The 13,906-nt window shown below is 63.4% G+C and carries 13 protein-coding genes; 3 read left to right on the top strand and 10 right to left on the bottom strand.

Annotation, left to right across the window (positions count from 1 at the left end; translation table 11 throughout):
* Positions 1-129: 129 nt before the first annotated feature.
* From dgcB to etfB, 3 genes are read left to right on the top strand one after another with little or no spacing between them, the layout of a single operon-like run.
* A complete protein-coding gene (gene dgcB / locus V3W40_RS12415; protein ID WP_330215103.1) occupies positions 130-2,073 on the top strand; it encodes a dimethylglycine demethylation protein DgcB in 1,944 nt (647 codons plus the stop codon).
* Positions 2,073-3,293 carry an electron transfer flavoprotein subunit alpha gene (etfA, locus tag V3W40_RS12410; protein ID WP_330215102.1) on the top strand — a complete coding sequence of 407 codons (1,221 nt, stop codon included), beginning with the start codon at positions 2,073-2,075 and terminating at the stop codon, positions 3,291-3,293. The genes dgcB and etfA overlap by 1 nt, the downstream gene beginning before the upstream one ends.
* A gap of 10 nt (positions 3,294-3,303) precedes the next feature.
* Complete coding sequence (etfB, locus tag V3W40_RS12405) at positions 3,304-4,074, top strand: electron transfer flavoprotein subunit beta (protein ID WP_065947490.1); 771 nt, start codon at positions 3,304-3,306, stop codon at positions 4,072-4,074.
* A 117-nt stretch (positions 4,075-4,191) separates the two neighbouring features.
* Here etfB and V3W40_RS12400 read toward each other — a convergent pair whose 3' ends face one another.
* From V3W40_RS12400 to V3W40_RS12355, 10 genes are all read right to left on the bottom strand, one after another.
* The gene (locus tag V3W40_RS12400) at positions 4,192-6,117 is read right to left on the bottom strand and encodes a secretin N-terminal domain-containing protein (RefSeq protein ID WP_065925454.1); all 1,926 of its coding nucleotides are present in this window, start codon (positions 6,115-6,117) and stop codon (positions 4,192-4,194) included.
* Between the two features lie 18 nt (positions 6,118-6,135).
* Positions 6,136-6,627: a hypothetical protein gene (locus V3W40_RS12395; protein WP_065947488.1), complete on the bottom strand. Its 492-nt coding sequence runs from the start codon at positions 6,625-6,627 to the stop codon at positions 6,136-6,138.
* Positions 6,624-7,160 carry a hypothetical protein gene (locus V3W40_RS12390; protein WP_330215101.1) on the bottom strand — a complete coding sequence of 179 codons (537 nt, stop codon included), beginning with the start codon at positions 7,158-7,160 and terminating at the stop codon, positions 6,624-6,626. Before V3W40_RS12390 ends, V3W40_RS12395 begins: the two co-directional genes overlap by 4 nt.
* 6 nt (positions 7,161-7,166) lie before the next feature.
* The gene (locus V3W40_RS12385) at positions 7,167-7,724 is read right to left on the bottom strand and encodes a hypothetical protein (RefSeq protein WP_330215100.1); all 558 of its coding nucleotides are present in this window, start codon (positions 7,722-7,724) and stop codon (positions 7,167-7,169) included.
* Complete coding sequence (locus V3W40_RS12380) at positions 7,721-8,446, bottom strand: hypothetical protein (RefSeq protein WP_330215099.1); 726 nt, start codon at positions 8,444-8,446, stop codon at positions 7,721-7,723. Before V3W40_RS12380 ends, V3W40_RS12385 begins: the two co-directional genes overlap by 4 nt.
* Entirely contained in the window at positions 8,427-10,064 is a 1,638-nt protein-coding gene (locus V3W40_RS12375; protein WP_330215098.1) for a GspE/PulE family protein, read from the bottom strand. The genes V3W40_RS12380 and V3W40_RS12375 overlap by 20 nt, the downstream gene beginning before the upstream one ends.
* A gap of 4 nt (positions 10,065-10,068) precedes the next feature.
* Complete coding sequence (locus V3W40_RS12370) at positions 10,069-11,253, bottom strand: type II secretion system F family protein (protein ID WP_330215097.1); 1,185 nt, start codon at positions 11,251-11,253, stop codon at positions 10,069-10,071.
* Entirely contained in the window at positions 11,250-11,714 is a 465-nt protein-coding gene (locus V3W40_RS12365) for a lytic transglycosylase domain-containing protein (RefSeq protein WP_330215096.1), read from the bottom strand. Before V3W40_RS12365 ends, V3W40_RS12370 begins: the two co-directional genes overlap by 4 nt.
* A 1-nt stretch (position 11,715) precedes the next feature.
* Positions 11,716-12,147: a type II secretion system major pseudopilin GspG gene (gene gspG, locus V3W40_RS12360; RefSeq protein WP_330215095.1), complete on the bottom strand. Its 432-nt coding sequence runs from the start codon at positions 12,145-12,147 to the stop codon at positions 11,716-11,718.
* Between the two features lie 212 nt (positions 12,148-12,359).
* The gene (locus V3W40_RS12355; RefSeq protein WP_330215094.1) at positions 12,360-13,874 is read right to left on the bottom strand and encodes a lytic polysaccharide monooxygenase; all 1,515 of its coding nucleotides are present in this window, start codon (positions 13,872-13,874) and stop codon (positions 12,360-12,362) included.
* Positions 13,875-13,906 lie beyond the last annotated feature (32 nt).

The raw sequence follows: 13,906 nt of genomic DNA, 5'->3' as shown, positions 1-13,906 counted from the left end.
GGGGCTTGCTCCCGATAGCGGTGGTTCAGCGACAACTGTACCAACTGACAGTCCGCCATCGGGAGCAAGCCCCCTCCCACATTCGGGCCAGTTTCACAGTAGACCTGTGCGGTCTGTGGGAGCTTCACCATGTTGAACACCTTGCTGCCTATTCTCTTATTTACCGCCCTGGGCCTTGCCGTCCTTGGCGTCCTGCGCCGGGTGAACATGTGGCGTCGCGGGCGTGCCTCCAAGGTCGACCTGCTGGGCGGTCTGTTGGCCATGCCCAAGCGCTACATGGTCGACCTGCACCACGTGGTCGCCCGCGACAAATACATCGCCAACACCCACGTCGCCACTGCCCTGGGCTTTGTGCTGTCGGCGCTGCTGGCGATCCTGGTGCACGGCTTCGGCCTGCATAACCGTATCCTCGGCTACGCCTTGCTGCTGGCGTCGGTGTTGATGTTTTTCGGCGCCACCTTCGTTTACCTGCGGCGGCGCAATCCGCCGTCGCGCCTGTCGAAAGGCCCGTGGATGCGCCTGCCGAAAAGCCTGATGGCGTTCTCGGTGAGTTTCTTCCTGGTGACGCTGCCAGTGGCGGGGATCCTGCCCGCCGACTTCGGCGGCTGGCTGCTGGCCGCGCTGCTGAGCGTGGGGGTGCTGTGGGGCGTGTCCGAAATGTTCTTCGGCATGACCTGGGGCGGCCCGATGAAGCACGCCTTCGCCGGTGCCCTGCACCTGGCCTGGCACCGTCGCGCCGAACGCTTTGGCGGTGGTCGTTCCACGGGGTTGAAACCCCTGGACCTGAGCGACAAAAGCGCGCCCCTGGGCGTGGAAAAACCCAAGGATTTCACCTGGAACCAACTGCTCGGCTTCGACGCCTGCGTGCAGTGCGGCAAGTGCGAAGCAGCGTGCCCGGCTTTCGCTGCCGGCCAGCCGCTGAACCCGAAAAAACTCATCCAGGACATGGTGGTTGGCCTGGCCGGCGGCACCGATGCCAAGTTCGCCGGCAGCCCTTATCCGGGTAAAGCCATTGGCGAGCACAGCGGCAACCCGCACCAGCCGATCGTCAACGGCCTGGTGGACGCCGAGACCCTGTGGTCGTGCACCACCTGCCGTGCCTGTGTGGAAGAGTGCCCGATGATGATCGAGCACGTGGACGCCATCGTCGACATGCGCCGCCACCTCACCCTGGAAAAAGGCGCCACGCCGAACAAGGGCGCCGAAGTCCTGGAAAACCTGATCGCCACCGACAACCCCGGCGGTTTCGCACCGGGCGGTCGCCTCAACTGGGCGGCGGATTTGAACCTGCCGTTGCTCAGCGACAAAGGCAGCGTTGACGTGCTGTTCTGGGTCGGCGACGGCGCCTTCGACATGCGCAACCAACGCACCCTGCGGGCGTTCGTCAAAGTGCTCAAGGCGGCCAAGGTCGACTTCGCCGTGCTCGGCCTGGAAGAGCGCGACAGCGGCGACGTCGCGCGGCGCCTGGGCGATGAAGCGACCTTCCAGATGCTCGCCACGCGCAATATCCAGACGTTGGCCAAGTACAGCTTCAAGCGCATCGTCACCTGCGACCCCCACAGCTTCCATGTGCTGAAAAACGAGTACGGCGCCTTCAACGGCAACTACCGCGTGCAGCACCACAGCACCTTTATGGCCGAGCTGATCGGCGAGGGCGCGCTGAACCTGGGCCAGCACAAAGGCAACAGCGTGACCTACCACGACCCGTGCTACCTGGGCCGCTACAACGGCGAATACGAGGCCCCGCGCCAAGTGCTGCGAGCGTTGGGTATCGAGGTCAAGGAGATGCAGCGTTCCGGTTTCCGCTCACGCTGCTGCGGCGGCGGTGGCGGCGCGCCGATTACCGACATCCCCGGCAAGCAACGTATCCCCGATATGCGCATGGAGGACATCCGCGAGACCGGTGCCGAGCTGGTGGCGGTGGGTTGCCCGCAATGCACGGCGATGCTCGAAGGTGTGGTTGAACCGCGCCCGTTGATCAAGGACATCGCCGAGCTGGTGGCCGATGCTTTGCTGGAAGACGTCGCACCGGCCAAAGCTCCCAACAAGCGTGAACCTGCGGAGGTGCACTGATGAGCGACATTATCCGCCGCGACCCACGGGCCGAATGGATCGCCCGCAACCGCCTGCACCCGCTGCATGCGGCGATGCAGCCGCTGCAACACAGCTGGATGGGGCCTAACGGCATCATCCGCAAGAACGTGCATGGCGTCGGTTTTATCGGCCCCAACGGCATCAAGCGCATCGACCGCAGCGGTGCCCAGCAGGGCGGTGCGGCCAAGCGTACGGCGGCGATTGAAGTGCAGTTGCCGCTGCATCAGGTGCCTGCGCCTGCGTTCTACATCAACGTAGTGCCGGACATGGTCGGTGGCCGCTTGAGCAGCCACGACCGCGACCTGCTCGGCCTGGCGCGGCAACTCGCCGGCAACGACGGCGCGGTGCTGGCAGTGGTGTTTGGCGAACACAAGGAAAGCGCGTTTGCCACGGCCGGTGTCGATCGCCTGCTGGTGCTCGACGGCCACGAATTCGACGGTTATTCACCGGAGCAACGCGTGCAGGGTTTGCGGGCTGTGGATAACCAGTTCAACCCGCGCCACTGGTTGCTGCCCGACAGCCGCAGTGGTGGTGGCGAGTTGGGTCGGCGCTTTGCCGCCAGCCTCAAGGAACGCCCGGCCACTCGCGTCTGGCAGATCAAGGGCGATGAGTGCATTGGTCGCGCCGGTGCGGGCCGGGAAGACTTGGCGCGGCCGCTGCCACGCCTGATTCTGGCTGCCGCCGAATGTGCCGATCCGGTCAGCGACACACGCCATGAAGTGCTGCCTGTGGAGTTATCCACAGGCCTGGCACGCAGCCTGCCGCGTATCGAGGATCTTGGCGCGGTGGCGGTGGACCCGGCGGCGATTCCCATGGCCGAGGCCGAGTTTATTTTCTCCGGCGGCAACGGCGTGAAGGACTGGGCGCTGTTCCACCAGACCGCCGCGGCTTTGGGGGCCACCGAAGGCGCCTCGCGGGTGGCGGTGGACGATGGATTCATGGCCCGTGATCGCCAGGTCGGCGCCAGCGGTACCTGGGTGACGGCGCGGGTGTATGTGGCCGTGGGGATTTCCGGGGCGATCCAGCACCTGCAAGGCATTGGCGCCTGCGACAAGGTGGTGGCGATCAACCTCGACCCGGGCTGCGACATGATCAAGCGTGCCGACCTGTCGGTGATCGGCGAAAGCGCCGCGATTCTGCAAGCCTTGATCGCTGCGGTCGAGGCCTACCGCAACGGCGCCAAGCGCGATGCGGCTTGAGGACATGACCATGACCACGAATGTAATCAGCCTGGTGTCCATCGGCGCCCACCCCACCTCCGGCCGGCCACGCCGCGCCGAACAGGATGCGCGCGCCGTCGAACTGGGTCTGCAGATGGCTGGGGATAAGCTGCAGGTGCTGCACGCCGGCAACATCGCCGAACCGACCCTGCGCAGCTACCTGGGCATGGGCCTGCCACAGTTGCACGTGCTGGAACAACCGGAGGGCAGCGATGCGTTGCCGGTGCTCGGCGAGTACCTGCGCGACGCCGGTGCCCAGGTGGTGCTTGCCGGCAGCCAGGCCGAAACCGGTGAAGGCTCGGGCATGTTGCCGTTCCTGTTGGCCGAGCAATTGGGCTGGCCGCTGATTGTCGGGCTGGCCGAGGTGGAGTCCATCGACGGCGGTGTGGCCCATGTGCTGCAAGCCTTGCCCCGTGGGCAGCGCAGGCGCTTGAAGGTGCGCCTGCCGTTTCTGGCGACGGTGGATAACGCCGCGCCAAAACCTCGGCAAAGCGCCTACGGTCCGGCACAACGCGGTGAATTGGCGGCCCACGAAGTGGAAGTCGAGCAGGACGCGTTATTCACAGGCGCCGTGCTGCAACCGGCCAAGCCCCGGCCCAAGCGCCTCAAGGTGATCAAGGCCAAGAGCGGCGCCGACCGCATGAAAGCCGCCACCGCCAAGGCCAGTGGTGGCGGTGGGCAGGTGCTCAAGGGTGTGAGCGCCGAGGAAGGTGCCCAGGCAATCCTCAAGTTGCTCATAGAAGAAGGCGTCGTGCGCTAACCCACCAACACTGCAAAACAAATATGGGAGGGGGCTTGCCCCGATAGCGGTGGACCAGTCAAGGATACTGAGACTGACACATTGCAATCGGGGCAAGCCCCCTCCCACATTGGATCTTCATTGGGGCGCAGGTTCGGGCGCAGGCTTGGGCACCAGATCCGGCAGCAGTGGCGGCAGGGGTTGCCAGGTGGCATCCGGCTGTTGCATCGGCGGTGGCAGCGCCGGCGTGGGGTCGCCGCCAATCGGCTTGAGGATCATTTTGTCGGTGGTGTCGCGCAGGATCATGCCCTGGGTCGAACTGCGCGCCTCGGTGCCGCTGTGGAAGGTGCTGATCTGGGCAATCGGCAGGTCCAGGTTGCGTTCGATCCTCGGGGTCAGCAGCAGGATGATCTCGGTTTTCTGCTGGGTATTCTGGTTGGTGCCGAACAGCTTCTTGCCGATCCACGGGATCTGGCTCAACCATGGCAGCCCCGAGCCCTCGTCGACGTCCGCCGTGCGGATCAGCCCCGAGACGATCTGGGTTTCATTGTTGCGCGCGGTCAGCAGGGTCTTGGTGGCCCGTGAGCCGAGTTCGAAGGTGGCCGGTACGTTTTCCGAGCCGGGAATACGCTTGGTGATATGGCTCATTTCCACGTTCAGCTCCAGGTTCACCTCATCGCTCAGGCTGATGTTCGGCTTGACCGTGATCTGCAGTCCCACGTCCTGGTAGGACACCGACGAGGTGGTGATCTGGTTGGCGGTGGTGGTGGTCACCACGGGGATCTTGTCGCCGATGTTCACCTGGGCTTCTTCGCGGTTGCGCACCCGCACCCTGGGGTTGGCCAGGGTCACGGTGTTGCCGCTGCGTTGCAGCATATTGATGCGCGCCGAGGTACTGCCCGCGTCGAGCAGGATGTTGTCGCCGTTGATCCCGCGCAATGCGCTGAGTGGGATACCCGCCAGCCCGGCAGGCACGTTGGCCAGGTTGCCCACGGACAGGCCGATGCTCTCCGGGTACTGGATGCCCAGGTTCAACTCGTCGGTCAGGCTGACCTCCAGCACCTGGATGTCGATGGTCACTTCCGATTGTGCGATATCAATGGCTTCCACCAGTTTTTCCACGGCGCTCAGGGTATCCAGGCCATCGCGCACGATCACCGCGTTCAGGCGTTCGTCCACCAGCACCTCTTTGGGCTTGAGCACCTGTTTGATCTCGGCGGCGATGACCTTGGGGTCGCCATGGCTGAGGTAGAAGGTACGCACGGCCAACTCGCGATATTCCCGTTCCTTGTCCGGGCGGCGGGGGTAAACCAGGAGGGTGTTGGCGTTGAGGACCTTCTTGTCCAGTCCCTGGGTGGTCAGCAGCAGGTTCAGCGCGTCTTCGGCGGTGGTTCGGCTCGCGGTCATGCTCGCCGAGGCACTGGGATTGACGTCCTTGTCGATGACGAAGTTGACCCCCGACAGGCGCGCAATGGTCTCGAAAATCGTGGTCAGGCTTTGGGCGCTGAACTCCAGGCTCAAGGGTTTGCGCATGGCCTCGGAGAGGTCGGCGCTGAGGTAATCGGCGCTCACCAGTTCACGGGTCAGGGCATTGCGAAAGTCCAGGGCCTCTCGGTAGTTGGGCTTTTGCGCGATGATCCGGCGCACCAGGTTGAGGGCTTCCACCGGGTTGGAGCGCTTCATTTCGTAGGCCTGGGCCAGTTGCGGGCGCAGTTGTTTCATCGCCTGGATGCTCTGGATTTCCTGGCGCGCGCCGAGGTTGCTGGGGTCGTATTTGAGGATGGTTTCCAGGGCGCGGATGGCAGCGGCATCGTCGCCACGCATCAGCGCGGTGCTGGCTTCGCGGCTGTATTGGGCCACCAGCAATTCCAGCTTGCTGAAGTTGGCGGTGCGCAGTTGCACATCGTCGGGGGCCTGTCTGGCTTCGGCTTGCAGCACTTCGACCGAACGGATGATGTCGCCCTTCTGGCGCAACTCGTCGCTCTCCTTGATCGCCCGCTGGGTCTGGCAGGCGCTGAGCAGGGCCACGGCCAGGCTCAAGGGTATCCACGTGCGTATGGCCATGATCGTGTCCTGCGCCGGTCAGTGAGTGTCCAGCCGCAAGGTGCTGACATGCTTGAGGGGCATGTAGGTCAGCACCACGGCGGTGTCGGTAAGTTTGTCCAGCCGGTAATGGGCGTCGAGCATCTTGCCGGGCACGATGCGCCCGGGTACCGAGCAACGGTTGCACAGGGTGTACTGGCTGCCATTGCCGCTGAGTACGACGATTTTCGCCTGGTTCTCGTAGCGCCATTGCGCGCTCACGGTGAAGGGCAGGGGCGGCGGCTTGGGCGCTGAGGTGTCGACCGGTATGGGCGGCGGTGCAGGTGTCCAGGTCTGGGCAGGGAACAGGTCGATGGCTTCGGCCACCGCCGGTGCAGGTGCGGCAACCGGTGCCGAGGGCACCTGTACAGGGCGGGCGATCACTGGCACCGGCGAGGGTGCGGGGTTGTCCGCAGTGTCCTGCCAGAACAGCCAGCCGCAGCCGATCAAGGTCAGCAGCAACAGCACGCGCAAATACAGCGGCAGCGTCATTCCACCACCCCCAGCACACTCACCTTGAGGCTGATGTTCAACATGCCGCTGGTGATTTCCTTGCGCTCCAGGGCCAGGCGTTCGATGCGCACGGCCGGCTCATTGGCGACGTCGACCAGGGCATCGCGCAGCAAGGCGTAGGGGCCGACGAGGGGAATGTCCACGTCCAGCCGTTGCAGCCCGGTGTCGCCGGGCGCGGAGTAGGCCAGGGTGGTCTGTTCGATGATAAAGCCGCGCCGGGTGAGGACGTCCAGCAGCTTTTCCAGGCGTGGGGCGAAGTCCTGTGCACTGGGCAGGCGTTCGACCACGGCCGGTTCGGTCACCTGCACATTCTGGGGCTGCTCGGCGATACCGGCCTCCAGTTCCTGGCGCCGCAGGCTGTCGGCAATGCCTGCCGGATGAATCACTGTGACTTCGATCAGCAACGTTGCCGCCATCAGCCCCAACGCCAGCAGCCCCCAAAAGCCCAGGCGCTGCTGCCATTGCATCAGGTGCCAGCGCACGCGCGGGAGGTGGCGGGTCAGTGCGTCCATGGGCGACTACCCTGCACCAACCGCAAGTTTGACCTGCACCGGGTGTTGCGGGTCATTGGCCTTGCGTGCGCTTTGTTGCAGGTTCACGTGTACACCTGGCTGGGCCTTGAGCCGTTCGACAAAGCGAAAGGCATCGCCCAGCACCTTGGCTTCCAACTCCAAGTGAATCAGTCGGGCCTGGGTGTCGACCTCCACGCGCGTCAGCGCGACTTCCGCGGACCAGGCCCGGGCCACGGCGTCCATCAGCGCGAAGGGCGTGTCCTGCTGTCGGGAAAAGGCGGCCAGTTGTTGTTTCTGCTGGGGTGACAAGCGAATGGCGGCCTGGATCAATTGCTCCTGGCGACGTGTCAATTCGATAAAGCGCTGCTCCAGTGCGTCGGTCTGTTGTTGCTGATGCTCCATGCGCTGCCAGTGTTGCCAGGTCACGAAGACAAGCCCGGCGGCGACCAGCCACAACACACTCACCAGCGGCCGATAGACGGCATTGGGGTGCAGGAAGTCGATGCCCGGCGCCTGCCGCTGTCGCCAGGCACCGGCGAGTCGTGATTTCAGCTGAGCGATCATGCCAGCGGCTCTCCGAGCCAGGGATGCAGTGGCCCCAGCCAATGTTCAGTGGGGTGATTGGCGACGACCCATGTGGCCGCCGCGTGCCGTTGCGCCAGCAGGTCGGCGGTGAACAGGTTGTCGCTCAAGTGGCTGCCGGGTGGGGTTTGCAGCACGCAGACTTGTTGAGCCACACCCCGTTGCCGGTAAAGGCAACTGAGACCTCGCGCCTCAGGTACCGCCAGCACGCAATCGTCAGGCAATTGCTGCCAATACCGTTGGGCCACGGCCGTCAACAATGGCGTGCATGTCACCAGCGGCAGGTGCTGTTGCTTGAACAACTCCCGCAGGTCTTGCAGCAAATTCCGTGGCGTCGCGACCGCCAGGCGTTCATCTCCAAAGGTGCTGTTGGCGACTTGCACTTGCCACTGTCCGGGGTCGATGCCGGCCTGTTGGTTGAAGGTCACTTCGGCCAAGCCTTGCCAGTCGGCCTGGCTGTACACGCCGGTTTGCCACGCCAGCATCAGGTAGTGCACATGGGGGAAGCCCAGCAGCACCGTGGTCCGGTCCAGAAACCCGATGCGGCCGCGCGGCGCCTGTCCCAGCAGTTCGGCACAGGCGGCCAATGGCTCGCCAGTCTGTTGCGCATGCCATACTGCTGCACCGCGCCAACGCGGTCGCGCGGCCCATTCGGCGCCGTCGCTGTGCAGCCACACCACATGCTCAATAAAGGGAAATGACACGGTGGATCTCCTTGAGCGTGGTGTCGCCCTGGGCGGCGTGGGCCAGGGCGATGTCGCGGATAAACACGTGGCCGGCTTCACGGGCCAGTTCGCGCAGGGTGGCGGCCGAACTGCGGTTGAGCAGGCCCTCCTTGATGCTGTCGGTCAGTGTCAGCACTTCGGCCAGGGCGAGCCGGCCGCGATAGCCGGTGTGACGGCAGGCCTCGCAGCCTTTGCCCACGCGATAGTGACCCTGTTGGAGTTGAGCCTCGGCGAGTTGGGCGAGGTGGGTGATCTCGGGGTCGGGGTCGGCATCCGTGCCGCAATCCGGGCAGATGCGCCGCACCAGGCGCTGGGCGACCACGCCGTTAAGGGCTTCGACAAAGCTGGCCGGGTCCACGTCCATGTAGGTAAAGCGCTCCAGCACACTGAACGCGCTGTTGGCGTGCACCGACGACAGCACCAGGTGCCCGGTCAACGCCGCTTGCACCGCAATGCCGGCCGTTTCACCGTCGCGTATTTCCCCCACCAGGATGGTGTCCGGGTCGTGGCGCAGGATCGAGCGCAGGCCACGGGCGAAGGTCAGGCCCTTCTTGTCGTTCACCGGGATTTGCAGGACCCCGGGCAGTTCGTATTCCACCGGGTCTTCGATGGTGATGATCTTTTTCTCGCCGGTATTGGTCTCCGACAGGGCGGCATACAGCGTGGTGGATTTGCCGCTGCCGGTGGGGCCGGTCACCAGCAACATGCCGTAGGGTTCGCCGGCCAACACACGGATGCGCGCGATGGTCTCGGCGTTCAAGCCCAGGGTTTCCAGGCTCAGGGACTCGCCGCGCTGGGACTTGTCGAGAATCCGCAGCACCGCATCTTCACCGTGGATGCTGGGCATGATCGACACGCGAAAGTCCACTTCGCGACCCTGGATTTTCATCTTGAAACGCCCGTCCTGGGGCACCCGCCGCTCGCCGATATCCAGCTCCGACAACACCTTGATCCGCGACAGTGCCTGCTCGGCCATGTCCATGCCGCTGGCCTGGCCCATCTGCTGCAACACGCCGTCGATGCGGTACTTGATCACCAGGCCCTGGGGCGTGGTTTCCACATGGACATCGCTGGCGCGGCTTTGCAGGGCATCGAACAGCATGGAGTTGACCAGGCGCACCACCGGGTTGTCGTCGCGGGCGATGCTGCTCAGGGAAATTTCCTGGGCGGCCTGGCCGACGCGGGCATGCTCGTCGTCCTCACCGAAAGGTTGCATCACCCGTTGGCTGGCTTCGGCCAGGCTCAACTGGGCCTTGACCGCGCCGGGCAGGCTCATGGCCAGGGGCAGTTGACGCAAGGTTTTCGAGGATTGCAGCCAGTGCCGGCTGGCCAGGGTGAAAGGGTCTCCCAGTACCAGGCACGGCTGGCCGTGGTTATCCACCGGCAGCACGTTATGGATCAGCGCCTGGGGCAGTGCCAGCAGGTCGAAGCGCCAGTGTTCACTGAGGTTTTCCGGGGCGATGGCAAGCAGGCCCAGGGGCTGGGCGATGGTGCTTAATTGGTCGGGCGCCTTCTCCAGCACCTCCAGCAGGTAATTGGACAAGCTCAGCCCGCGTTGCTCTGCAAGGGCCTGCCATTGCCGTGTCTGTTCGCTCATCGCACTACCCCTGGATGGAGCCTGCCAGTTCGAAAATCGGCATGTACAACATGAATACGATCAGGCCGATCAGCCCGCCCACCACCAGCATCAACAAGGGCTCGAAGACTTTGCTGAACAGCTCGATGGCACGCTCCAGCGCTTCATCGTGGAACTGCGCGATGCGCTCGCACATCGCCGCCAGCTCGCCGCTTTGTTCACCCACGCGTAGCAGGCGTTCGGCGACGGCGGTGGTCAATCGATGGCGGGCGAGGGCAGTGGACAGTGGCTGGCCGGCCTGGATGTCGGTCATGGCCTGACGCAGGTCCGCCTGGCGTTCCACGGGCAGCAGGGCACCGGACAGCTCCACCGCAGTGACCACCGGCATGCCGCCCATCAGCAACATGCCGGCGGTGCGATAAAAGCGCGCGAGGATAAACAGCGTGCGCTGGGCGCCCAGGCTGGGGATTTTCCAGAACAGCTGGGCGATGCGGCGCTTGAACCCGGCGCTGCGCAACAACAGCACCAGCGCGGCAATCGCCAGCACCAGGCCAAGCAGCAACTCCATGCCACGCGTGTCTACCAGTGCGCCCCACCACACCATAAAGCGTGCGGTGGCCGGCAGATCGGCCACGGCGTCGAACACCGAGGCAAAGCGCGGGATCACGAAGAACAGCAGGAACAGCAGGATCAACGCGCCGACGCTGAGTACCACCAAGGGGTACATCAGGGCGCCGCTGACGCGCTTCTTCACGGTTGCCAGGTGGGCTTCAAAATGATGGTAGCGGCGCAGGGCCACGGCCAATTGGCCGCTGTGTTCCGAGGACGCCACCGTGGCAATCAACAGCGGCGGAAAGGTCTGCGGCTTGAGCTGCATTGCCCTGGACAGCGAGTTGCCCTCATACATCGAGGCGAGCAGATCGCTCATGACCTGCCGGTTGATGCCGGCGGGCGCCTTGTCGCGCAGGGTCTCCACGGCTTCCACCAGCACCAGGCCGGCATCGAGCAGGACTACCAACTCCTGGATAAACAGGCCCAGGGCGAACGTACTGCGACGGCTGGGCAATTTGAGAGGGCGGCGGGCTTTCAGCGAGATGACCTGGGCGCCGTCGGCCTGCAGTTGCTGGCGCGCCTGGGCGACGTCAACGGCTTGCAGGCGCAGGGTCTGCACATGGCCGTCACGGATGATGCGCACGTCAACGTCGATCATGGCATTTGCCCCGCCCGTTGTTGGCGCTGTTGCAACAACACCGCGTAGTAACGCCACACCGCCACGGCGTAGCGTGAGCGCCTTGCCTCACGGTCCGGCTGGGCCCCGGCGTTATAGGCGCCCACAGCCTGCCAGCCATAACCCTGCTCGCGGATAAACCCGGCAAGAATCCACGCGCCCACCATGACGCTGGTGCAGGGCTGGGTGATCAAGTGCTGCTCGGTGATGCCGAACCGGGCCAGTGCGGGCAAGTGGCGGCTGTTGATTTGCATCAGGCCGATATCCTGGCTGCCATCGCTGTTGAGGTTGCGTGCGCTGGGGTTGAGGCCGGATTCGACCTTGGCGATGGCGTACAGCAACAGCGGGTCGACGTGGTAGCGGCTGGCTGCCAGTTGCCAGCAGTTGGCCTGTGCGGTACCCGTGAGGCACAGCAATGTGAGGGCCAGCCGCAAAATGGGCATGTCACAGGCCGTACACGATGTCGGCGTAGGTGTTCACACCGCCGGCCTTGCCGTCACGACCCAGGCAGATGATTTCTGCATCGTTGGGCGGTGTGCCGGGGTTCTTGTAGAGATACGGGTTGCCCCAAGGGTCTGGCGGCAGCGTCTTCACATAGGGGCCCTGCCAATGGCTGGCGTTGGCGGGCCGGGTGGTGAGGGCGTCGAGGCCGAGGGTTTCGTCGGGGTAGTTGCCGTTGTCCAGGCGGTACTGGTTCAAGGCATCGGCAAGGGCTTTCATCTGGCCCTGGGCGGTTTGTACCTTGGCCAGTTCCAGGCGGTCGAACATCTTTGGTCCGACGTAGCCGGCGAGCAGGGCGATGATCAGCAGGACGACCAGCAGTTCCAGCAGAGTGAAGCCACGGTGGGGGTTGTGGATAAGTGAGTGCGCGCGCATGGAGATACCCTGTTGGGAGTGCCAAGGTACGGCGGTTATATGTAACTCTCCCGGCCCGTCGTCAAACAGGCACCGCCGGTAGAACTGCGTTAGAACCGTTCCAGTTCAAGTACATGTTCAACTGTAGCGTTACTCGATATAAGGCGCCGTGAGGCGCCCTATAACGTTTGGCACTTACGCTTATCCACTAACTGAATATGCGCTGGAAGGGGTCACTGAACTTCCTCCCAGGCCTGTTCCCATGCGTTGCCCGAGCCAGGAGCATACGCCCATGCGGCGCCTGCGCACCACGCGGTGTAAGGGTGGGGTTTGCATTTATAGTTTTTGCTGTTGTTGGTCACGATGTCGCCGGCTTTATAAGCGGTGCCTTCTTTGTAGGCCGGGTATTCCCCGCCGCCACTGGCGGGCGTAACAGTGAACTTCAACTCCGCTTGGCTGGTTTTCCCGTTTTGCATATCACGCACATTCAAGCGAACCGTGTGTACCGCTGGCTGAGGGACTGTCACGGCTACACCCTTTACGGTGACGTCGTTGAAGGGTGGGGTCGACCCAATAACGGCCCAGCTATAACTCAACGGACCGTTGTAGCCGACCGACTGGCTGGCGCTGAAGGTAAACGGTTTGCTCGATTGCATGGTGGTAGGTCCGGAGATCTTCGCTACAGGTGCAGTAGGATTGGCCGGGCCTGGACCCTCGCCTGCAATGATCGCCATCGCTCGGCTGTATCCCTTGGCGGTGGTGTAGACCGAGTTGGCGCTGAAGTCGGTGGGGTTGAATACGATCGTGTTGTCCTTTTTCTCCCCCACTTTGGCAATGGTTGGATCGATCCTGTCCGCCAATTGCTTGCCCCAGATGTTCGGGTCCAGGTTGTTCGCGGTGATTGGCAGGGTGATGTCCACCACTTCCTTGGCCGCCGGAGAGTTATCGAGGATGCGGAAGTGCACCGAGTCACCGACTTTGAGGGTGTTCATGATCGAATCGATGAATTGGCCAAGATTGACCCACTGCTCCGGAATTCCGCCACCGATGATGTTGATGTCACTGCAGTTATAGAACCCTTCGCCTGCTGGATCGATACGCTGCCACTGCACGAACAGCGTGGCTTTGCCCGTTTGCGCCGAAGGAATCGGCACAGCGACCTTGAAGTACCCCGAAGCGCCGGAAATGGCGGGAGGATCGTTACCCCAGTTGGTTTGTGCGACGCTGAACTGCTGGGAGTGGATGAGTGTCAAGTCATTCCAGGTCAATGGCGACTTGGTCGGGTCAAAGCCCGGTTTTGTGAGAAAGACGTTCACAAAACTGGGAACGTGCGGGGCTGTACCGATGATGCGCACGTCCATCATGCCGTTGGACGGTGTTACGTCAGTGCGGTACCAGTCATCCGAGACAATGTTCAGACCATCCTTCTTACTGTCAGCCGCTGAACAGAGTTGGCCATCGGGCACTTCTCTTTTGACGATTTCCGGATCGTTATAACCAGGGTCCCTGATCAAATGGGCCACTTCATTCCATTGCTGGCCTGGATACTGTCCACTTTTTGCGGCCAAGGCCGCACATCCATTATCGCTCGGGCTTCCTGACCAGAAATCCGGGAGCGTCTTGCAATAGACCTGCCGTGCAATGGGCTTGTCCACCGCACCGTGGGCCATGACCAGCGCCGGTGCCAACAAGACCGCCGCCAACAACCATTTCGCTAAGTGTGTGATGCACCGCTGTAAGTTATTCATGCTTAATCCACCTCAATCCAGATAAACAAGTT

It is taken from the genome of Pseudomonas sp. AM8 (genome assembly GCF_036346475.1).
Classification (GTDB): Bacteria; Pseudomonadota; Gammaproteobacteria; order Pseudomonadales; family Pseudomonadaceae; genus Aquipseudomonas; species Aquipseudomonas marginalis.
The sequence above is the reverse complement of the archived record's forward strand: the minus strand, read 5'-3'. Positions and strand labels throughout refer to the sequence as shown.